This window comes from Nocardia sp. NPDC003269 (assembly GCF_042888005.1).
Classification (GTDB): Bacteria; Actinomycetota; Actinomycetes; order Mycobacteriales; family Mycobacteriaceae; genus Nocardia.
The window spans coordinates 1,182,883-1,203,767 of record NZ_JBIAPA010000003.1 but is presented as its reverse complement, the minus strand read 5'-3'; the positions used below and the strand labels follow the sequence as shown (position 1 = coordinate 1,203,767).

Below are 20,885 nucleotides of genomic sequence, written 5' to 3'. Positions count from 1 at the left end.
GTGCCCCTCGCCACAGCGTGATCGCGCGTCGTGCCTCCTCACGCGTTCCGTGCGGCAGCCCAGCGAACTCACTGTCGCGGGGAACGGGTGATCGAGAAGCGCGGCGGCCGGAGTCGATGTGCCGGTTCCGGCCGCCGCGCGCCGGGCAGGCGCGGCGGGGCCTAGTGCGGCAGCGGACGGCCGAGCAGAACGGTCTCCAGCAGCCCGATCACGGTGTCCTGCGGGCAGATTCCGTCGTCACCGAAGGTGCGTCCGAGGTCGACGACCAGGCTGAAGGCGGCGTGCACCAGGATGCGGGCCTCGCCGAGCGACAGCTCCGGCCGGGTCGCGACCACCAGCCGGGCCCACTCGGTGACGATCAGCTGCTGGAGATGGCGCAGCGTCACCTGGTCGGTGTGGTCCACGTGCCGGAATTCCGCGTAGTAGACGAAGGTCAGCGCGCGTTCGTCGAACGACCCCGACACGTACAGCTCGATCAGCGTGCCCAGCGCCGCGGCCGGTGTGCGCGCGGCGGCGGTCGCGGGCCGGATCGCCGCCGACACCCGGTCGGCCGCCCGGCGGAACGCCGCGACCAGCAGATCGCTCTTGCTGCGGTGATAGCGGTAGACCGCCGACGCCGAGGACAGCTCGGCGGCCGCGGCGATGTCCTCCACGCTGACATTCGGATATCCGCGCTCGTGGAACAGCTCGACCGCCCGATGCAGCAGCAACTCGTGCTTGAACAGGGGCGCGCGGCCGGCGGTGCGGCGAACCCGGGGCGCGGTGCGCGGGCCGGACAGATCGGCGTCGACCACGGCCCAGCTCAGCGAACCGAGCAGGGCGGCCAGGGTTTTCGCGGGCACCGTCGCGTGATGGTCGCCGATGCTGCTGATCACGGCGTAGATGGACACCGCGCGCACGGCGCGATCGTGCCCGTCCAGCTCCGGCCTGACCTCGCCGATGCGCGCGCGCAGGCTCGCGATCGCCGCGGCGAACTGATCGCTGAACGCCCGGAGGTCCTCGGGTTCCAGATAGCGGCGTTCCCAGCGGGCCAGGGCGGCGGTGGGCCGGTTGGCGATGGTCGCGGCGACGATGGCGGCGAGCACGTGCTCGAGGCGCTGCCGTGGCGTCCAGCCCGCCGCCTCCTCGGGGAGTTCGACCGCCCGCAGCGCCAGGCCCGACAACCGGAGCAGCTCGGCGCGGAACAGCGCGTACTTGCTCGGGAAATGCCGGTACAGGGCGGTCGAACTGATATCGAGCCTGCGGGCGATGTCGTCCATGCTCACGCCGTGGTAGCCGTGCGCGCCGAACGCCGCCGCCGATTCCGCGGCGATCTGCGCCCTGCGGTTCTTGGGCCTGCGCCGGACCGTGCGCGCTGGTGCGTCCGAGGACGGCGCGTCGGCGTGCGTGCCCGGCGATCTGCCCTCGGCCGCGCGCGCGGAACCGCCGCGGTGCCGGGGGGATAGCGCGCCGGGTTCGGTCACTGGGCGGGTGCCGTCGTCAGCGGGGAGTTCACCTTCTCGACCAGCCAGCGGCCGTTGTCGTTGTGCAGGCGCAGCACCATGGACAGCTGCCCCGGCTTGGGCTTGTGCTCGGTGCCCAGACTGGAGATGGTCTGGCCGATCACCACGATCGCCTCGGCGGACTCCTCGTCGCCGGTGCGGATCGCGCACTGGGTGTCGGTGACCTTCGAGGTGACCTCGCCCTGGGTGAGGACCTCACGCAGTTCCCCGCTGGTGGCTTCGAACTGCTTCTTCCAGTCGCCGGTCGAGCCGTCGAGGACCGCGGCGAAGTACGCGTCGAGTTTCTTGCTGTCGTAGTCGGCCAGCACCGGACCGTAGTGGCAGGCGGCCTCGCGCGCCTGCTGCTGGGCCGCCAGCAGGTCCTTGGTGTTCTGGTTCTCGAAGAACAGGAACACCGAGGCCGCCAGCGAGGCGCCGAGCAGGACGGCCGCCGCGCCCCGCAGGCCGAGCCGCCTGCGGTCCATCGCCCGCAGGCGCGACGCCCACCCCACCGTCGGGGCCGTGGATGGTGTTTCGGCAGTGGGCGTTTCGGCGTCGGCTACGGTCGGCTCGGCGACGGGGGACTCGTCGGTGGTGGTCGGTTCGTTGCTCATCGTGAGGACTCCTTATCGAGGTGCCGGGACCGCGGGCTGGGACAGCTCGTTGCCGGTGGCGCCGGGCGGGGGACCGGAGCCGTTGTCGGGACCGGCGGGCCGCGGGGCATTGGCCGAGCCGCGGATCTGCAGCGCCGGATTGTTGGTCACGCAGTAGTTGTAGAGGCGCACCCTGGTGTCGGTGGTCGGCGTGGTGGCCACCACGGGCACGGTGTCGTAGTCGCAGGTCGGGCGCGGCCAGGGATCGACCATCGTGAAATACATGTTGTCGTGGGCGGGGACGCCGACCGCCTCGGCGAAGCGGCTCAGCGACGGGAAGAGGGCTTCGATGGCGGGCTGGCGCAGTTTGGCCGCCCGGGTGATGGCGACCAGGTTCGTCACCAGATCGGTCATCGGGTTCTGGGTGCGGGAGACGAACCCGCCGAGGGTGGCGAGCTGTCCCGGACCCTGTTCGAGCAGATGCCGCAGTTCCGCGTCGGCGGCGGTGAACTGGCGGAACAGCGCGCTGCCCGCGGTGGTCAGCGTGCCGAGATCCGGCTGCGCGTGCGAGGTCGTCGCGGCGATCACCTCGAGATTGCGGATCAGCTGTTCGGTCTGCGGGAGCAGATCGGTGAGGCCCGCCATGGCGCGGCTGAGCCCGGAGATCATGTTGCGCAATCCGTCCGGGCCGCCGGCCAGCGCCTTGTCGAGTTCGTCGACGATGACATTGAGCCGTTCGGGATTCATCCCGCCGACCAGCCCGCTCAGATTGCCCAGCACCGACTGCATCTGGACCGGGACCGCGGTGTCGGCCCGGCGCACGACGGCGCCGTCGGCCAGGAACGGCCCGGACTCACCGGCGGGCCGGAAGTCCAGGTACTGCTCACCGGCGGCGGACAACCGGGCGACGGCCACGGTGCCGCCCACCGGAATCCGGGTGTTCCCGTCGATCTCGGCGACCGCGGCGATGCCGTCGCCGGCGACGCGCACATCACCGACCCGGCCGACGCGCACGCCGCGGAAGGTCACGTCGCTGCCCGCCGTGAGACCGCCCGACGTGGCCAGTTCCACGGTGACCTCGTACTGGCTGCGGGTCGGGTCGAACCGCAGGACCGCGCCGCCCAGATAGAGGCTGCCCAGGACCAGCACCACGACCAGTCCGACATTGGCGACCGCGACACGATGGCGGACCAGCCACTGCCACAGGGGTGGATTCATCGGGGTCCCTCCTGCTGCGGCTGCGGCGCCTGCGGGGTACTGGTGACGCGGCCGATCACCTTGGCGATGACCTCCGCGAGGCTGCCGAGGAACGCGGGCACGTCCCCGCCTTCGGGCCAGCGGCTGCCGGTGGGATCGGTGAGCGCGCCGACGTCGAGATAGGACAGGGTGGCCGCCACGGCCAGGTTCGGGCCGCGCAGGCTGTCGACCAGCGACGGGTACAGCGCGTGGAAGCCGTCGAGCGTGCCGGTGAGGTCGTCACCCATCTGGGAGAAGCCGTTCATGAGGTTCTGGATGCTCTGGAACAGGCTGACGAACTGCGGCCCGTTGGTCGCGCTGAAGTCGCCGAGCGCGTCCATGGTGACCGCGACCCGGTTGATCAGGTCGACGATGGCCTGGTTGTTCTCCGCGAACAGGCCGATCAGCTGCGGGAAACTGTCCGCCGCGGCCCCGAGTTCGGTTTTGCGCCTGGCCAATTCGCCGGTCAGCACCGACAGCCCGCCGAGCGTGGCGTCGAGATCGCCGGTGCGCTGGTTGAGCGCGGCGATGACCGAGGTCATCTCCCCGACCAGGTGCCGCAGCTGGGGCGCCTTGCCTGCGAAGATCGAGTCGAGCTCGGCGGTGACCCGCGCGGCCTGATTGAGCCCACCGCCGTTGAGCAGCATCGAGATCGAGATCATCAACTGCTCCACCGAGGCCGCCGACGCGGTGTGCTCGGCGCCGATGGTCGCGCCCGCGGCCAGGGGCGGTCCGGCCGTCTCGGCGCTGGGCAGAGTCATGGCGACGAAGATGTCGCCCAGCGGCGTCGCCTGGCGCAGCTCCGCGGTGGTGCCCTGCGGCAGCTGGATGTCGGCGCGGATCTGCATTTCCACATCGGCCAGGAACGAGGTCGTCGAAATGCCGGTGACGACACCGATATCGGTGCCGCCGATCTTGACGTGGGCCCGATCGGGCAGGTTCAGCGCGTCACGGAAGGTGGCGTGCAGGGTGTAGCCGGGCCCGCCGATGCCGGGTTCCGGCATGGGCAGGTCGGCCACGGTCATCGAGCACGCGGTGCTCGTCGAGGCGACGGCGGCGGCGCACACGGTGGCCGCCAGGGCCGAGCGGAGATTCATTTCGTCAGTCCCAACAGCGCGGCGGTGAGCCCGAAATCCGGTCCCATATCGGCGATCTTTCCGGTGCGGCAGCCGTCGAGGCGCATCTGGACGCGCTCGCAGAACAGCGACAGCGCCTCGCTGTCGAGCACGATCTTGTCGAGCAGACCGTGCAGGCGCAGCGCCTGGCGCTCCCGGCTGACCGCGTTGTCGACGTTCTGGAACAGCAGCGGCGCCACGTCGACGACCTCGGTGAGATTGCGGGCATTGGCCCGCATCTGGGCCGCGATCGCCACGAACTTGGTGAGCGCGCCCGCGAGCTGGTCCTGGTTCTGGCCCAGCACCGAGGAGGTGTTGGTGATGAAGTCGTCGAGCTGGGTGAGCACCGCCTGCAGGCCGGGGGACTGCTGGCCGAACAGGGCGATCAGTTCGGTGATCCGGCCGCTGAAATCCCGGACGGTCTGGTCGTTCTCGGCGATGATCTGGGTGATCTCGCTCAGCTTCACGATCGTGTTGGCGATCTGGTCCTTGTTGGCGAAGGTCACCTCGAACGCGGCGGAGAGCTCGTCGAGGGTCTCGCGCAGGCGGTCGCCGTTGCCGTCGAGCAGCGGGAACAGGACCCGGCTCGCCATCGGCCCGGTCTCGCTGCCACCTTTGAGCGCCTCGCCGAGCTGATCGAAGTTGGCCAGGATGCGGTCGAGTTCGACCGGTGTCCTGGTGCGCGCCAGCGGCAGATGCGCGCCGTCGGCGAGTTCGGGACCCGACCCGGTGTAGGCGGGCGCGAGTTCGACATGCCGGTTGGTGATCAGCTGCGGCGACACCAGCGCCGCCATCGCCTCGGCCGGGATCCGGACGTCCCGGTCGACCGACATGACCACCTCCACGTAGCTGCCGCGCGGGGTCACCGAATCGACGACGCCGACCGGAACGCCGAGCACCGAGACCTCGTTGCCCGGGTACAGCCCGGCGACGTTCTCGAAGTCGGCGCTGATCCGCTTCTGTTGGCTCACCATCCGGTCGCCCAGCCCGGTCACGCTCTCGGGCAGCAGCGCGCAGCCCGAGGCGAGCAGCGCGGTCAGGCACACCGCCGCCAGCTTGCTCGTGTGTCGTGTGTTCATCAGTTGCACCCCTGTACGGCTTGTGCGAAGCACAGCCAGTTGTCCGGGAAGATCCACGGCGCCCAGATCTCGCCGTAGGGCCCGTTGCCGACCACGTTGTTGAACTGGCGCAACGCGACCGGGGAGATCTCGTAGAGCCGGTCCAGGTTCTCCTTGTTCTTGGTCAACCCGTCGGCCATGGTGTTGAGGTTCTGGATCAGCGGACCCAGCTCGCCGTTGTTCTCGATGCCCATGTCCTGCAGCAGCTTCGACATGGCGGCGACATTGTCGAGCAGCTGGGTGAGCAGGGTCTGGCGCTGCTGGACGGCGGCACCGATGGCCTCGCCCCTGGTCAGCAGCAGGAGCACACTGTTGCGGTTGTCCGAGACCAGCTGGGAGACCTGGTCCATGCTCTTCAACAGCGTGTCGACCTCGTCGCGCCTGCTGTTGATCACCTGGGCCAGCGCGCCGATGCTGTCGAGGGCCTGCACCGCCAGCGCGGGCGAGTCGCCGAGCTGGGTGTTGAGCACATCGAGCGCGTCGCGCAGCTTGGCCGCGTCGATGCGTTCGATGCGCTCGAACGAGGAGGTGTACTTCGGGTCCTGCACGACCTTGCTCAGGTTGTACGGCACCGAGGTGCGGTCGAGCGCGATCCGGTTGCCGGGCAAGCCCTTTCCGTTACCGGGCGTCAGCTCGATGTGCAGACGGCCCAGGATCGTCGACATCTTGATCGCGGCCCGCGCGTCGGGACCGAGCCGGATGTCGCCGCGGATCCGCAGCGCCACCTCCACCCGATCGTTCACCAGCCGCACCGACTGGACGGCGCCGACCTCGATGCCGGCGATGTCGACCGTCGCGCCCGGCCGCAGCCCCGCCGCCTGGGCGAACTCCGCGTCGATCGTCTTGTCGCCCAGGCGGACCTGGGCCAGCAGGCTGGACCCACCGAGCAGCACGACCACCGCGAGCGCCGCGGACAGGCCAAGACGCAGGTACCTGTTGCGCCGCCAGAACTCCGGAACCCGTACCCGCATCATCGGCACACTCCCGACTGCGAGTTGCCGCCGACCTGGGAGAACAGGCCTTCGGGGAGCACCACGCCCCACAGCGAGACGTCGAGCCGGCAGATGTAGGCGTTGCCGTAGGTGCCGTAGCTGGTGAAGCGGGCGACGCCGTTGAGGAAGTCGGGCAGTTCGACCGCGCCGCGGTCCAGGGCCGCGCCGTTGTAGAGCAGCATCATCACGCCGGTGGTGGCGTCGCGCTGGGCGGCGCCGAGGCCCGGCTTGACCTGGCCGATCAGCGAGACCAGCGAGTCCGTCGCGCCCGCGACCCGTTCCACGGAGCTCTTCAACGACTCCCCTTCGGCATACAACCCGTCCATCAGGGCGCGGGTCTGGGTGATCAGGGTTTCCAGCTCGCCGCTGCGATTGGCCAGGCCCGCGAGGACCGAGCTCAGATTGCTGAGCACGTCGCCGAGGATCTGGTCGCGCTCCCCGAAAGTGCTCGCCAGCTCGGCGGCCTGGGTGATCAACGCCGCCAGCGACACCTCGTTGCCCTGCAACGCCTGGATCAGCGTTTCCGACAGCGAGTTGATCTGGTCGGGTTGCAGCACACTGAACAGCGGCTCGAAGCCGGACAGCAGCGTCGAGACGTCGAACGAGGGCTCGGTGCGGTGCAGCGGAATCTGCGCGCCGACCGGGACGACCGCGCCCGCGCCGTCGCCCGGTGCCAGCGCGAGGTAGCGCTGGCCGATCAGATTCTGGTAGCGGACAAGGGCTTTCGTCGTCTCGGTCAGGTGCTGCCTCGCCTCGATCCGGAAGTCGACCCTGGCGGTGTACTCGGGGGTGAAGTCGATCTTGTCGACCCGGCCGACCCGGACCCCGGCCATGCGGACGTCGTCACCCACCCGCAGTCCGAGGACATCGGTGAACACCGCGGAATACGAACTCGTCTCGCCCGCGACGCCACGTTGCAGCGTGGACCAGATGGTGTAGGTGAGCACGGTCGTCAGCACCACGAAGAAGCTGAAGCCGACCAGTGGTTTGGTGTATTTCACTGGCGCAGGCCGCCTTCGGTATCGGGGACGAGGGGGACGGTGCCGATGATCGACCCGAGCAGCAGCAGCTGGGTGAAGTTCGGCCGCCCGCCGACCAGTGCCGACACCGCGGAGACGCCGGTCAGCCTGCGCGGCGGTGTCGCCTGCGGCTGATCGGTCGCCGCGGCCGGCGCGGTGATGCCAGGGATGGCGGGCAGGCCGGGAATCGTCGGCAGCCCGGGCAGCGTGGGCACCGAGATGCTCGGCAGGGCGGGCAGTCCCGGGATCGGCACCGAGGGCACCACCGGCGCCGGACCCGCGGCCTCCAGCCGCTGCGGCAGGAGCTGCGCCGGGTATTCCTGCGGCGGTGCGACCGTGGGGACGGACGGTCCGCCGCAGCGCGGCCCGGTCATCTCGCCGTAGCGCGGGCAGTCCTCGGCGGTGTACTGCTGGAACGGGGTGAACGACACGTCCATCCGCCACGCCATCTGCTTGCGCGGGCCGAAGGTGAAGGTCTGCTGCAGTTTGGCCAGCGAGACATTGAGATTGGCCGCCGCGGACTGCAGCGCCCCCGGGTCCTTGGCGATGCCGCCGAGCAGTCCGTCCAGGCCCGACACCAGCTCCTTGCCGGAATCGGGATTGGCGGCGAAGAGACTGTTGACGGCCTCGACCGCGGAATTGCCCTGGGTGAGCAGCTCGACCAGCTGGGTGCGGTGCTCGTTGAGGGTGCGCGCCGAGGTCACCGAGTCGGCCAGCACGCCGACCAGCTCGGGCGCCGACTGGCTCAGCGCGGTGGCCGCCTGCCCGAAATCGCCGAGCAGGTTGCCGATCTCGGGAATCTGGTGGATCGAGGTGAGCCAGGTGTCGAGCCGCTCGATGGTGGAGCCAGGGACCCGGGAACCCGGGTCGAGCGCCGCGGACAGCGTCGCCAGCACCCGGCCGAGCTTCTCGGGCTGGATGGTGGCCAGGACATCGCGCAGCGTGTTGAGGGTGGACTGCAGCTGGATCGTCTCCGCGCTGGTGTCCTCGTGGATGGTGTGACCGCTGCGCAGCGTGCCGGTGGCGGCGCCGTTGTCGACCAGCTGGATCGAGGAGACGCCGAAGATGTTGTCGGGGACCACCCGGGCCGTCACCGTGTCCGGGATCGTCTCGGCGATACCGGGTTTCAGTTCGAAGGTGGCGTGCTGGCGTTCGCCCTTGGCGACCATCGCCACGTCGCCGACCATGCCGACGACCATGCCGCGATACTTCACGTCGGCGCGCTGCGGCAGCCCGTCACCGGTGCTGGTCAGCTCGGCGCCGACCACCACCGTGCTTTCGAACTCGCCGTTGTAGCGCAGTCCGAGCAGATACAGCGCGGCCGCGACCGCGGACACCATGGCCAGGCCCGCGACGGTCAACTGACGACCGGTCGGCCCGCGTCCACTGGGATCGAGAATCATCCGATCGACCTATCCCGAGATCCGGAATCCGGGGTCGATGCCCCAGATAGCAAGGGTGAGAAACAGATTGGTGAAGACCATCACGACGATGACCATCTTGATCGCCCGTCCCGCCGCGACCCCGACACCTTCGGGGCCCCCGGCGGCGACGAAGCCGTAGTAGCACTGGATGAAGGCGGCGATCAGGACGAACACCACCACCTTGAACAGCGAGAAGAACACGTCGCCGCCGATGAGGAACTGGAAGAAGTAGTGGTCGTAGGTGCCTGCGGTGGTACCGCCGAGGAACAGCACCGACAGCTTGGTCGCCAGGTAGGCCACCGCCAGGCCGAGGGTGTAGAGCGGGACGATGGTGACCGTGGCCGCGATCATCCGGGTGGTCACCAGGTAGGGCAGCGGCCGGATCGCGATGGATTCCAGCGCGTCGATCTCCTCGGAGATCCGCATCGAGCCGAGCTGGGCGGTGAACCGGCAGCCGGACTGGATGGCGAAGGCGAGGGTGGCCAGGATGGGCGCGATCTCGCGGGTGGTGGCGAAACCGGAGATGGCCCCGGTCAGCGGGCCCATGGTCAGCAGGTTCAGCGCGGAGTAGGACTCCATGCCGACGGTGATGCCGCCGAACGCGCACAGCACGATGACGACACCGACGGTGCCACCGCCCACGATCAGCGAACCGTTGCCCCAGCCGACGTCGGCGACCAGGCGCGCGACCTCCTTGCGGTAGTGCCGCAGCGTGAACGGAATCGCGATCAGCGCCTGGAAGAAGACGATGGCCTGGTGCCCGAGCCGCTGATTGGCCTGGACGGGGATCTTGGCGGCCGCGCCGACGGCACGCACCGGGCGCAGCGCGGGCGGGATGTACTCGGCGGCCATCTCACACCACCTTCGCCGGGAAGAGGGTGTTGTAGAGCTGGGTGACGATGATGTTGGTGGCGAACAGCATCAGCGCCGAGGAGACCACCGCCGAGTTGACCGAGTTGGCCACCCCGCCGGGCCCGCCCTTGGTGTGCAGACCGATGTCGCAGGCGATGATCGAGGTGAGCGCCCCGAAGATCGCCGCCTTCACCAGCGCGACGAGCAGGTCGTTGGCGACCGCGAAGGACGCGAAGGAGCTGATGAACGACCCCGGGGTGCCGTGCTGGGCGTAGACGTTGAACAGGTAGGCGGTGGCGAAGCCGACGAACACGATGAATCCGCACAGCAGCATGCTGACCAGTACCGCGGCCGCCAGCCGCGGCGCGACCAGCCGGCGCACCGGATCGACGCCCATCACCTTCATGGCGTCGATCTCCTCGCGGATGGTGCGCGAGCCCAGGTCGGCGCAGATGGCCGAACCGACCGCGCCCGCGATCATCAGCGAGGTGACCAGCGGCGCCCCCTGCCGGATGATGCCGAGCCCGGCCACCGCGCCGATGAAGGTGGTCGCGCCGACCTGGTTGACCAGCGCGCCGACCTGGATGGAGACGACGACCGCGACCGGGATCGCGACGAACACCGTCGGCACGGCGGAGACATTGGCCATGAAGGCGCACTGCCGGATGAACTCCTGGAACGGGAATCGCCGCTGCACCAGGGAGAGGAACAGCTGGGCGATCGCGGCCCGGCCGAGGAGGACCTGCCTGCCCAGGGTCTCGACCGACTGCTGGGGGTGGCGTCGCCACAGGCCGGTGACGCTGTCGGCGATCCGGCCGACCTCGGAGGGTTGCGGCGGCGCGGTGCCCGCCGGGGAATGCTCGGTGGAGGTCACGCCGCACCGAATCCTTTCTTGTCGCGCCGGAGCGCGGCGGTTCAGAGCGTGCTCAGCCAGCGTTCGAGCAGGACGAGGAAGCCTGCGCCCGCGGCGAGACCGGCCGCGACGACGCACAGCAGCGAGATCCACATGCCTACGCGGAGAACGGGATTGACCTGCGTTCGGCCACCCAGGATCTTGACGATGGTCACCACGATGTCGATGACCCAGACCAGCGCCATCATCAGGTCATCGTCACATTCGCGAAGGTGAGCACCGGCCAGCAGACGATCGATCCGAGGAACGAGATGACCAGGTCGACGCTGTAGAGGTTGCGCAGATGCGCGGTGTGGGTGAGCGTCCAGACGACGCCGACGATTCCGTACGGGATGCCGATGATGATCAGGGTGCCGAGGAACTCGGAGACCTTCATCTCGTAGCTCAAGAGCCTGTCGAGCCGTCGCAACATGGTGTACCGGTGTTCCTTTCCGCGGGACCGGTGGCATCGACGGCTGGTGGCCGACGTCGCTGACGGTCCGATGATGTTGCCGAGCATTCTGTCGTCGGCGGGTGCTTCTTCGGCTGATCTCCCAGTGAATACACAGCAGATCCGCAGAGTTGGCGGCGATTCGCGTTGATCGCCTGAGCTAAGTTACTACGGATTCTGGGAAATGTGAGCAAAATCGCCGGTAACGTTTCCGGGGTTCGGCGGCTGCTCGTCCGGTGGCCACATCGGCGCCGCGGCGGCGTTGCCCGACGCCGATGCGGCCCCCGCATCGCGCCCCCGACCCCAACCGCACGATGCGGAATTGACGGTAACATGGTCCGTTGATTGCCGTCTACGGCGCATGAAGCAGTGGAAATATCGATGAAATCGGCCGGAATCGTGATTAACTTATGGCGTTGAGGCCGCCGACGGTCGGCGGTTGCGCAGGAGGATCATGATGTCCGCGGTCATCGTCGATGTTGTCCGAACACCGTCCGGGCGGGGAAAACCCGGTGGTGGCCTGTCGTCGGTCCACCCGGCGACCCTGCTGGCCGGGGTGCTGGCCGAACTGGTCGACCGGACCGGGATCGACCCCGCCCTGGTCGACGATGTGATCGGCGGATGCGTCACCCAGAGCGGTGAGCAGTCGAGCAACATCACCCGCACGGCCGTGCTGGCGGCGGACTTCCCGGAGTCCGTGCCCGCCACCACGGTCGACCGGCAGTGCGGCTCGAGCCAGCAGGCGGTGCACTTCGCGGCCCAGGGCGTGCTCGCGGGCGCGTACGACGTGGCGATCGCCTGTGGCGTGGAGTCGATGAGCCGGGCGCCGATGTTCTCCAACGCGCAGGGTAAGGACGCGCTGCGCGGTCCGCTCGCGGTGCGCTACCCGGCCGGCCTGATCGGCCAGGGCATCGCCGCCGAAATCCTCGCCGCCCGATGGAAACTGGATCGCACCACGCTCGACGAGTTCGCGGCCCGCTCGCATCGGCTGGCGGCGGCCACCGCGGCCGCGGGCGGTTTCGACGCGGAGCTGACCTCGGCCGGTGTCCTCGACGCGGACGAGACGATCCGGCCTGGCACGACCGTCGAGGGTCTGGCGAACCTGCGTCCGGCGTTCACCGATCCCGCCGCGCTGGAACGGTTTCCGGAGATCTCCTGGTCGGTGACCCCGGGCAACTCCTCGCCGCTGACCGACGGTGCGTCGGCGGCGCTGATCATGAGTGAGCGGATGGCGGCGAAGCTGGGACTGGCCCCCCGCGCGCGGTTCCATTCCTTCGCGGTGGCCGGCGACGACCCGACGCTCATGCTGACCGCGGTCGTCCCGGCGACCCGCAAGGCGCTCGAGCGGGTCTCGCTCACCGTCGACGACATCGATACCTTCGAGGTCAACGAGGCGTTCGCGCCGGTTCCGCTGGTGTGGCAGCACGAGCTCGGCGCCGATCCGGAGCGGGTGAACCCGCGCGGCGGAGCGATCGCGCTGGGCCATCCGCTCGGCGGTTCGGGTACCCGGCTGCTCGCCACCATGGTCAACCATCTCGAGCAGACCGGCGGTCGCTACGGGTTGCAGACGATGTGCGAGGCCGGTGGCATGGCCAACGCGACGATCATCGAACGGGTGTGACGGCGATGACCACCGCGGCGAAGTCCGGCGAGCCCGACTACGACGACCCGACCAGCGCGATGTACGTGGCCGAGGGGCCGGGTCATGTCCCCATGCCGGGGACGAGCGCGGCACCCGCGCCGGACCCGGCCTCGCACGCGCCGTTGACGCTGGCGCAGGTGCGAATCCCGTTGCCCGACAGTCATCGTTCGCCGCGGAAGCGGCCCGCGCAACTGGCGGACGCGCTGGACTTCTGGGCGTTCGCGGGCGCGGCGGCGAATGTCGCGATGCAGTTCGCGCATCGCGGGGTCGCGGCGGGCGTGATGGAGAGCCCGGTCGAGTCGGGGGCACTGATGGTGCACCCGTGGAAGCGGTTGCGGACCACCGCGGCCTATCTGGCGGTGGCGGTGCTCGGCTCCGACGAGGAGAAGCGGGCGATGCGCGAGGCGGTGAACGTCGCCCACCGGCAGGTGCGGTCGGGGCCGAACTCGAAGGTGAAGTACAACGCCTTCGACCGGAACCTGCAGCTGTACGTGGCGGCGGCGATCTACATCGGCTACGAGGACACCCACCAGCTGCTGTGCGGCAAGATGACCGAGGCCGAGCTCGAGCAGTTCTATCAGGGCGCAGACACCTTCGGTACCACCCTGCAGGTGCACCCCGACATGTGGCCCAAGACCCACGCCGAGTTCGACGCGTACTGGGTGCAGGCGTGCCGGGACGTGGTGTGCGACGACGATTTCCGCGCCTACATCGACGACCTGCTGCACCTGCGGATGATCCACTGGTCGCTGCGCCTGCTGCTGGGCGGGCTGCTGCGGTTCCTGACGGCGGGCTTCCTGCCGCCGCACTTCCAGGAGCAGATGGGTGTCGAGTGGAGTGCGGCCGATCAGCGGCGGTTCGAGAATCTGTTCCTCTTCGTCGGCTTCGTCAACCGGTTCATTCCGCGGTTCATCCGGTTCTCCGGCACCAACGCGATGATGGCGGACGTGCGGCGCCGGATCCGCAAGCACAAGGCGATCATCTGACCCGTCCAGGGGGAGGGGGCCGCCGGTTCGTCGAGCCGGCGGCCCCGGTCAGCGCGCGATCCGGGCCTGTGACACGTAGCGAAGTCGCCGGGGCGCCATCGTGAATCCGGTGCGCGCGGTGAGCGCGACGGCGCGCAGTGCCGCGGTGTCGGTCGCGGTGGGGGCGACGTCGAACAGCGCTAGCGACCGCGGATGCTGCATCGCCCTGGCGGCTCCGGCAGGCAGGTGGCGGACGATCCAGGCGTCGGGGCGCAGCACCTGATCGCGGAATTCGCGCGCGGCGGGTCCGACGCGCAGCTGGGTCGCGCAGGCGTCGGCGAAGTACTCGGTGAACTCCGGGCGGGTCCGGGGGAGCAGGCGATCGCTGACGCCGTAGGTCCGGTACCAGGCCAGCGTCTCCCGGTAGAGCTGGTCGCGGTCGTCCGGGGAGAGTGTGGGGCCGAACAGGTCGGCGGCGGTCAGCAGCGTTTCCACATAGGTGGCGTGCTGGAAGAGGAAGACCTCGGGATGCAGCGCGTGGTAGCGGTGTCCCCGGTCGTCGACGCCCTTCACGTGCTCGTGGGCGAAGCGGATCACCGAATCCGCGGCCCGGCCCGTGTGCGCCAGATAGATCATCTGTGAAACGGTGCGCTTCTTGTGTTCCCACAGGCGATTCGGCGCGTGCTCGCACAGCGCGGTCGCGATGACGGGGTGCAGGACCTGCAACCCGATTGCGCGCGGCAGCGTCAACAGGAATCGCCGGTCGCCGAGGTGGCGCCGCAACAGCGGCCCAGCCTGCTCGGTCATGGATACCCCCTCCGTCATGATCCGAGCAGTAAGTTACTCTGTATTCTGTCTGGGCGATAGCCATATGACGAGTGAATCGGCTCGCATGTGATGGCGGATTCCGCACACTAGTCTTGCGTCGGCGGGCGGGTGGATGAGAGTCTGAATGAGTAAGTCTCTCACTCTCTTGGAGGTTGGTCGTGTCTCAGCCCCGCGCGGCAGCGCAGCCGCAGCATCCCGTCGACGACAACGCCGAGCGCAGGCATCGCTACCTCACCGGCGCCGGGGCGATCCTCGGTGGACCCGCCAATGTCGTGATGCAGCTGAGCCTGCTGCCGGTCGGGCGTGGCGTGGTGGAGAGTACGGTCGAATCCGGGAGCTACGCGCGGAATCCGGGCAAGCGCGCCAAGACGACCCTGACCTATCTCGCGGTGGCGATGCTCGGCACCGAGGAGGATCGGGCGGTGTTCCGGGAGGCGGTCGGTACCTCCCATCGACAGGTGCGCAACCGGCCCGGCGGGCCGGTGAAGTACAACGCCTTCGATCCGCGGCTGCAGCTGTGGGTGGCCGCGTGCATCTACCGCGGGACCCGCGACAGTCTCGAGCTGCTGTTCGGTGCGCTGGACGAGACCTTCGCCGACGAGCTGTACCAGGACTCGGCGCGGTTCGGCACAACCCTGCAGATGCCCGCGGAGCTGTGGCCCGCCGACCGGGTGGCCTTCGACCGCTACTGGGACTCGATGCTCGACGAACTCGCCCTCGATGCCGAGGTGCGCGGGTATCTGCTCGAGCACGTCGTCGACCTCGGTCCGCAGCCCTGGCCCATCCGGATCGCGGGCCGCCGGATCAATCGGTTCTTCGTCACGGGATATCTCCCGCAGCGGTTCCGGGACGGCCTGGGGCTGGCGTGGAGTCCGCGTCGGCAGCGCGCGTTCGAGCTGGTCATGCGCGGTTTCGGGCGCGTGCTCACGGTGCTGCCGCAGGGTGCGCGGCACCAGCCGTTCCCGCGCCTGCTCGTCGATATGCGCAAGCGCGACGCGGCGGGGAAATCGCTCGTCTAGCGGGGTGGCAAGGTAGGTGTAACGCGAAGTAGCGCCAACCCTTGTATGGTACTGCCGGTACCACTAAACTGGAGGCAGCACCTACTGAGGAGACATCGATGACGCTGTCCACCGCCGCCACGCGTCCGGGGGAACCCGGGTACCACGAGATCCTGCGCAGTCTGTCCGAGGGATCTGTGACCAAGCACTTCGACCCCTACGTCGATATCGACTGGGAGTCACCGGAGTTCGCCGTGCACTCCGACGACCCGCGCTGGATCATGCCCGACGAGGACCCGCTGGGCCGCCATCCCTGGTACAAGGCCCAGCCCGTCGACAAGCAGATCGCGATGGGGATGTGGCGCCAGGCCGGGATCGCCAAGGTCGGCCTGGATTTCGAGCAGCTGCTGATCCGCGGGCTGATGCAGTACCTGATCTCGGTGCCCAACGGTGACCCGGAGTTCCGCTACGTCACCCACGAGGCGGCCGAAGAGTGCAACCACACGATGATGTTCCAGGAGATGATCAACCGCATCGGCTACCGCGATGTGGTCGGCATGGGCACCATCGACCGCAAGCTGACCATGATCATCTGGCCCGCGGTCAAGTACTTCCCCGAACTGTTCTTCACGATGATCCTCGGCGGCGAGGAACCGATCGACCACCTGCAGAAATCGCTGCTGCGCGGTGGCGTGGACATGCATCCGATGGTCCATCGGGTCATGCAGATCCATGTGGCGGAAGAAGCGCGGCACATCTCGTTCGCGCACGAGTACCTGCGCAAGAACGTGCCGTCGATGCATCCGATCACGAAAACCGTGCTGTCGGTGGCCTTCCCGATCGCCATGCGGGTGATGCTGTCGATGATCGCGACGCCGCCGAAGCAGTTCGTCGACAAGTTCGGCATCCCGGACGAGGTGATGCGCGAGGCGTACTGGGGCAGCCCCGAGTCGCAGGCCACCAAGCGCGACGTCTTCGGTGACGTGCGCGCGCTGGCGGTCGGCACCGGCCTGATGAACCCGGTCGCCAGGCTCACCTGGCGCCTGCTCGGGATCGATGGCGCCGCGTCGCGCTATCGCAGCGAGCCCGCCCGCAGGGCCGCCTGACCACGATGATCCGCCCCGACGGGCCGGTCGCCGCGACCGGCCCGTCGTCCGCACCTTCCCCTGGAGTACACCGTTGACTGCCGACCCCACCCGATCGCGCGCCGAGACCTGGACGGCGCCCGCCTGGGCCGTCCTGCCCGACGCCGACCCGTTCTATCAGCCGCGGGCCGGGTTCGAGCAGCTCGCCGAGGGCACGATCCTGCGGTCGCGGCCGATCGAACTCGCCGCCTTCGGGCTGATCCCGCTGAAGGTGTCCGCGTGGCAGTTGCTGTACCGCACCACCGACCTGAACGGGCGGCCCGAGGCCGCGGTGACGACGGTGATCGCCCCGGCGGGCGGTGCCGGACCGGCGACGCCGCTGCTGTCGTTCCAGTGCGCGATCGACGCGGTGTCCTCGCGCGGCTTCCCGTCCTACGCCTTGCAGCGCGGCTCCCGCGCGATCGGCACGTTCGCCCACGTCGAGCTGCTGTGCTTCGCCGACGCGCTGAGCCGGGGCTGGGCCGTGTCCATCCCCGATCACGAAGGCATGCTCGGCGCCTGGGGCGCGCCGCGCGAGCCCGGCTACCGTGCGCTCGACGGCGTTCGGGCCGCGCTGGCCTTCGCGCCGCTCGGCCTGGACCCGCGGGCCCAGGTGGGGCTGTGGGGATACTCCGGCGGTGGCCTGGCGACGTCGTGGGCCGCCGAGATGGCGCCCACCTACGCACCGGAACTCGACATCGTCGGCGCGGTCCTCGGCTCGCCGGTGGGTGATCTGCTCTCGACCTTCCACCGGCTCAACGGCAGCCTGCACGCGGGCCTGCCGACGCTGGTCGTCGCCGCCCTGCGCCGGGTGTATCCGGCGTTCGACGCCGTCCTCGGCGAGCATGTCAGCGAGGCCGGTCACGCCGTGCTCGAGCGGGCGGCCCGCTCGACCACCGGCGCGTCGGTGGTGCGCCTGGCGCGCTACGACGTCGACCGGCACACGACCATGCCGATCGCCGAACTGCTCGCGCTCGAGGACCTGGTGGCGGTGTTCACCGATGCCGAACTGGGGACCAGGGCGCCCGCGGTACCGCTGCTGGTCGTGCAGGCGGTGCACGACCAGATCATCGCGACCGCCGATATCGACGCCCTGGTGGACCGCTATCGCGCCCACGGCGCGCACGTCACCTACCTGCGCGACCGGCTCAGCGAGCACATCACGCTGCTGGCGTTGTCGACACCGCTGAGCCTGAACTGGCTCGCGGACCGGTTCGCCGGCGCGCCCGCGACACCGTCGCAGACCCGCACGGTGTGGAGCGTGCTCGGACTGCCCGCGGGCCGCCACGGCCTGGCGGGGTTCGTCCGGGCCGCCGCGCAGGTGCTGTTCGGCCGACCGCTGACCGGCGCGGCGAGCGGGCCCGCCAGCGGCGCGCGGCCGGGCGCGGACCGCCACGCGGCGTGACGATTCGATCGGTGACGACTGCCGTCCGGCAGGACAAGGTGAAGTGAGGGGTTCTGTGGTGCTGGGGATCGTGGCGGACGCGCGGCGCGCGGCGCGCAATGTGTGGTCGGTGTCGTTCGGCGATGGGCTCGAGCCGGCGCGGCCCGCACCGTCGACCACGGTGTACGAGGGGCAGCACCGGCAGCTGAAGCGCTACGACCGGACGACACCGGCGACCGGCAACCCCGTGCTGCTGGTGCCGCCGCTGGCGGTGACGCCCGCCTGCTTCGACCTGCGCCCAGGCCAGAGCCTGGTGCGCTTCCTGCTCGACCAGGGCAGACAGCCGTACGTCATCGACTACGGCCGATTCGGTTACGCCGACCGCGATCTCGGGCTCGAGGACTGGACCCACGACATTCTGCCCGAGGCGATCCTGCGGGTCGCGCACGAGCACGACGGCCCGGTCGACGTCGTCGGCTGGTCGCTGGGCGGGGCGATGGCCCTGCTCACCGCGGCCGCCCACCCCGACCTGCCGATCGCCTCGATCACCGGTCTGGCCACCCCGATCGACCAGGCGCGCACACCGATGCTGCAACCGCTGCGCTGGGCGGGCCGGGTCACCGGAGGTCGCGAGATGGCCGTGGCCACCCGCCTGATGGGCGGTATTCCGCAGGAGTTCGTCCAACTCGGCTTCCGGCTCCAGGCGTTCGATCGCGAACTCGCCCGGCCGATGTTCCTGCTGCGCAACGCCCTCGACACCGAGGCGCTGGCGCGGATGGAGGCCACCGACCGGTTCATGTCCAGCATGCCCGGCTATCCGGGGCGGTCGTACTGGCAGATCTATCGCAGCCTGGTGCTGCGCAACGAACTGGCGAGCGGGTCGATCCGGCTGCGCTCGGACCTGGTCGTCGAACTGGCCAAGGTCACCTGCCGGGTCCTGCTGGTCGGCAGCCGCGCCGACCTCGTTGTACCCGCGCGCGCCGTGCGGCGCGGACTCGAGATCCTCCCGAACGCGGCCGAGACCCGCTTCGTCGAGGTCCCCGGCGGCCACCTCGGCCTGCTCGCCGGTCCGGCCGCCGCCGAGACCACCTGGCCCGCGATCGAGGAATTCCTCCGCGGCTGACCGGTTCCACCACGCGACAGGGCCCGGTGACGTGGCGTCACCGGGCCCTGTCGCATCGGCTCGTCAGCCGGCGACCGGCGCCGAACCGTGCAGCTTGCGCAGTTCGTGCTTGACCACCTTGCCGCCGGCATTGCGCGGCAGCGTGTCCACCACGACGAGATCCTTCGGATGCTTGTAGCGGGCCAGGTGGGCGTTGAGGTGCGCTTCGAGATCGGCGAGGGTGATCGCGTCGGCGTCCTCGACGGCGACGATCGCCACCGGTACCTCGCCCCACCTGTCGTCGGCCCGGCCGATCACCGCGGCCTCGCGGATGCGGGGATGACTGAAGAGCACGTTCTCGACCTCGGCGCAGTAGATGTTCTCACCGCCGGAGATGATCATGTCCTTCTTGCGGTCGACGACGTAGACGAACCCCTCCTCGTCCCGGCGGACCAGATCCCCGGAGTGGAACCAGCCACCCGCGAACGCGTCGGCGGTGGCGCGCGGGTTGTTCCAGTACTCGCGCATCAACGTCGGTCCGCGATAGACGATTTCGCCGATCTCGCCGGGGGCGACATCGTTCATCTCGTCGTCCACGATCCGGGTGGCGATGGTCGGGATCGGCTTGCCGACCGACCCGAGCTTGCGAATCGCGTCCTCGCCGTCGAGCACGCAGGTGATCGGCGACATCTCGGTCTGGCCGAAGACCGCCACATTGAGCGCGTCCGGGAAGGTCGCGGCCATGGCGCGCAGCACCGTGTCCGAGGCGGGCGCGGCGCCCCAGCTGATCACCCGCAGGCGCAGATCACGCTGCGGCACCGAGGGATCGGCGCAGACGATCTGCCACTGCGCCGGGACCAGGAACACCGAGGTGGCGCGCTCGCGCTCCCACGCGTCGAGGACCTCGGTCGCGTCGAAGGCCTTGAGCGGATGGATCACCGTCAGCGAGCCGAGCACGAAACAGGAAGCGATCGAGCCCAATCCGGCGATGTGGAACAGCGGTGAGGCGCAGAAGGCGATGTCGTCGGGGCCGTAGCGCATGGCCCGGATACAGGTCAGCGCCTGCGCGTTCATGTTGAGGTGGGTCAGCACCGCGCCCTTGGGATTGCCGGTGGTGCCGGAGGTGTACATGATCAGCGCGGCGGTGTCCTCGGGCACGTCGATCGGCTCGTGCTGGTCACCCTCCTCGGCGAGCAGGTCGTCGTAGCCGAGCATGCCCTCGCAGGTGCCGACGCCGACCACGATGCGGGTGTCCAGGCCGCCGGTCTGGGCGGCGACCGCGGTGACCAGCGGGGCGAACATCGCCTCGGTGATGATCGTCGTGGCGCCGCTGTCGGTGACCAGGTAGGCGATCTCGGGCGGGGTGAGGCGGAAGTTCACCGGCACCGCGATGGCGCCGAGCGTATTGACGGCGAACACCGATTCGATGTACTCGGTGTTGTTGAGCATCAGGATCAGCACCCGGTCGCCGGCGCCGACACCGCGCCGGGACAGGGCGTCGGCCAGCTTCTGCACCCGCTCGTGCAGTTCGCGCCAGGTGGTGGTCTCGCCGAGGTAGCGCAGCGCGGGCGCGTCCGGGATGGCGGTGGCGTGCATCGCGATCTGGTTCATCCAGTGATTGCGTCGCGAGCGCATCGGTTCTGCGGCAGTGGACATCGTCGTCTCCTCG

General features: G+C 69.4%; 20 protein-coding genes. 6 read left to right on the top strand and 14 right to left on the bottom strand.

Going from position 1 to position 20,885, the window contains the following annotated elements:
- Positions 1 to 161 precede the first annotated feature (161 nt).
- Genes ACFYWJ_RS25580 through ACFYWJ_RS25525 form a run of 12 tightly spaced genes read right to left on the bottom strand, consistent with a single transcriptional unit; the run spans position 162 to position 11,155 of the window.
- On the bottom strand, positions 162 to 1,463 hold the full coding sequence (locus tag ACFYWJ_RS25580; protein ID WP_355283870.1) for a TetR family transcriptional regulator: 1,302 nt from the start codon (positions 1,461 to 1,463) through the stop codon (positions 162 to 164).
- On the bottom strand, positions 1,460 to 2,095 hold the full coding sequence (locus ACFYWJ_RS25575; protein ID WP_355283868.1) for a hypothetical protein: 636 nt from the start codon (positions 2,093 to 2,095) through the stop codon (positions 1,460 to 1,462). The genes ACFYWJ_RS25580 and ACFYWJ_RS25575 overlap by 4 nt, the downstream gene beginning before the upstream one ends.
- A gap of 12 nt (positions 2,096 to 2,107) precedes the next feature.
- Positions 2,108 to 3,292: an MCE family protein gene (locus tag ACFYWJ_RS25570; RefSeq protein WP_355283866.1), complete on the bottom strand. Its 1,185-nt coding sequence runs from the start codon at positions 3,290 to 3,292 to the stop codon at positions 2,108 to 2,110.
- Positions 3,289 to 4,407: an MCE family protein gene (locus ACFYWJ_RS25565; protein WP_355283864.1), complete on the bottom strand. Its 1,119-nt coding sequence runs from the start codon at positions 4,405 to 4,407 to the stop codon at positions 3,289 to 3,291. Before ACFYWJ_RS25565 ends, ACFYWJ_RS25570 begins: the two co-directional genes overlap by 4 nt.
- A complete protein-coding gene (locus tag ACFYWJ_RS25560; protein ID WP_355283862.1) occupies positions 4,404 to 5,504 on the bottom strand; it encodes an MCE family protein in 1,101 nt (366 codons plus the stop codon). The genes ACFYWJ_RS25565 and ACFYWJ_RS25560 overlap by 4 nt, the downstream gene beginning before the upstream one ends.
- Positions 5,504 to 6,517, bottom strand: a complete 1,014-nt coding sequence (locus ACFYWJ_RS25555) for an MCE family protein (RefSeq protein WP_355283859.1) — start codon at positions 6,515 to 6,517, stop codon at positions 5,504 to 5,506. The genes ACFYWJ_RS25560 and ACFYWJ_RS25555 overlap by 1 nt, the downstream gene beginning before the upstream one ends.
- Complete coding sequence (locus ACFYWJ_RS25550) at positions 6,514 to 7,536, bottom strand: MlaD family protein (RefSeq protein WP_355283857.1); 1,023 nt, start codon at positions 7,534 to 7,536, stop codon at positions 6,514 to 6,516. The genes ACFYWJ_RS25555 and ACFYWJ_RS25550 overlap by 4 nt, the downstream gene beginning before the upstream one ends.
- Positions 7,533 to 8,957 carry an MCE family protein gene (locus ACFYWJ_RS25545; RefSeq protein ID WP_355283856.1) on the bottom strand — a complete coding sequence of 475 codons (1,425 nt, stop codon included), beginning with the start codon at positions 8,955 to 8,957 and terminating at the stop codon, positions 7,533 to 7,535. The genes ACFYWJ_RS25550 and ACFYWJ_RS25545 overlap by 4 nt, the downstream gene beginning before the upstream one ends.
- Positions 8,958 to 8,966: 9 nt before the next feature.
- On the bottom strand, positions 8,967 to 9,830 hold the full coding sequence (locus ACFYWJ_RS25540; protein ID WP_355283853.1) for an ABC transporter permease: 864 nt from the start codon (positions 9,828 to 9,830) through the stop codon (positions 8,967 to 8,969).
- Position 9,831: 1 nt separating this feature from the next.
- The gene (locus ACFYWJ_RS25535; protein ID WP_387161703.1) at positions 9,832 to 10,704 is read right to left on the bottom strand and encodes an MlaE family ABC transporter permease; all 873 of its coding nucleotides are present in this window, start codon (positions 10,702 to 10,704) and stop codon (positions 9,832 to 9,834) included.
- Positions 10,705 to 10,745: 41 nt separating this feature from the next.
- Positions 10,746 to 10,931, bottom strand: coding sequence for a hypothetical protein (locus ACFYWJ_RS25530; protein WP_355283851.1), 186 nt, complete (start codon positions 10,929 to 10,931; stop codon positions 10,746 to 10,748).
- Entirely contained in the window at positions 10,931 to 11,155 is a 225-nt protein-coding gene (locus ACFYWJ_RS25525; protein WP_355283848.1) for a hypothetical protein, read from the bottom strand. The genes ACFYWJ_RS25530 and ACFYWJ_RS25525 overlap by 1 nt, the downstream gene beginning before the upstream one ends.
- A 472-nt stretch (positions 11,156 to 11,627) precedes the next feature.
- Between ACFYWJ_RS25525 and ACFYWJ_RS25520 the strand changes: the two genes are divergently transcribed.
- Positions 11,628 to 12,794: a thiolase family protein gene (locus tag ACFYWJ_RS25520; RefSeq protein WP_355283846.1), complete on the top strand. Its 1,167-nt coding sequence runs from the start codon at positions 11,628 to 11,630 to the stop codon at positions 12,792 to 12,794.
- 5 nt (positions 12,795 to 12,799) lie between these two features.
- Positions 12,800 to 13,801 (top strand): oxygenase MpaB family protein, encoded by a 1,002-nt coding sequence (locus ACFYWJ_RS25515; RefSeq protein WP_378826685.1) that lies wholly within the window; start codon positions 12,800 to 12,802, stop codon positions 13,799 to 13,801.
- 48 nt (positions 13,802 to 13,849) lie between these two features.
- Here ACFYWJ_RS25515 and ACFYWJ_RS25510 read toward each other — a convergent pair whose 3' ends face one another.
- Positions 13,850 to 14,587: an oxygenase MpaB family protein gene (locus ACFYWJ_RS25510; protein ID WP_355283843.1), complete on the bottom strand. Its 738-nt coding sequence runs from the start codon at positions 14,585 to 14,587 to the stop codon at positions 13,850 to 13,852.
- Positions 14,588 to 14,766: 179 nt separating this feature from the next.
- Between ACFYWJ_RS25510 and ACFYWJ_RS25505 the strand changes: the two genes are divergently transcribed.
- From ACFYWJ_RS25505 to ACFYWJ_RS25490, 4 genes are all read left to right on the top strand, one after another.
- The gene (locus ACFYWJ_RS25505) at positions 14,767 to 15,627 is read left to right on the top strand and encodes an oxygenase MpaB family protein (protein ID WP_355283841.1); all 861 of its coding nucleotides are present in this window, start codon (positions 14,767 to 14,769) and stop codon (positions 15,625 to 15,627) included.
- 98 nt (positions 15,628 to 15,725) lie between these two features.
- Positions 15,726 to 16,712, top strand: a complete 987-nt coding sequence (locus ACFYWJ_RS25500; protein ID WP_378826679.1) for a diiron oxygenase — start codon at positions 15,726 to 15,728, stop codon at positions 16,710 to 16,712.
- Positions 16,713 to 16,785: 73 nt separating this feature from the next.
- On the top strand, positions 16,786 to 18,135 hold the full coding sequence (locus ACFYWJ_RS25495) for a lipase family protein (RefSeq protein ID WP_355281858.1): 1,350 nt from the start codon (positions 16,786 to 16,788) through the stop codon (positions 18,133 to 18,135).
- A gap of 43 nt (positions 18,136 to 18,178) precedes the next feature.
- Complete coding sequence (locus ACFYWJ_RS25490; RefSeq protein WP_355281860.1) at positions 18,179 to 19,237, top strand: alpha/beta fold hydrolase; 1,059 nt, start codon at positions 18,179 to 18,181, stop codon at positions 19,235 to 19,237.
- A gap of 63 nt (positions 19,238 to 19,300) precedes the next feature.
- Here the strand turns inward: ACFYWJ_RS25490 and fadD5 are convergent, their stop codons facing one another.
- Positions 19,301 to 20,872, bottom strand: a complete 1,572-nt coding sequence (fadD5, locus tag ACFYWJ_RS25485; protein ID WP_355281863.1) for a fatty-acid--CoA ligase FadD5 — start codon at positions 20,870 to 20,872, stop codon at positions 19,301 to 19,303.
- Between the last annotated feature and the right edge of the window lie 13 nt (positions 20,873 to 20,885).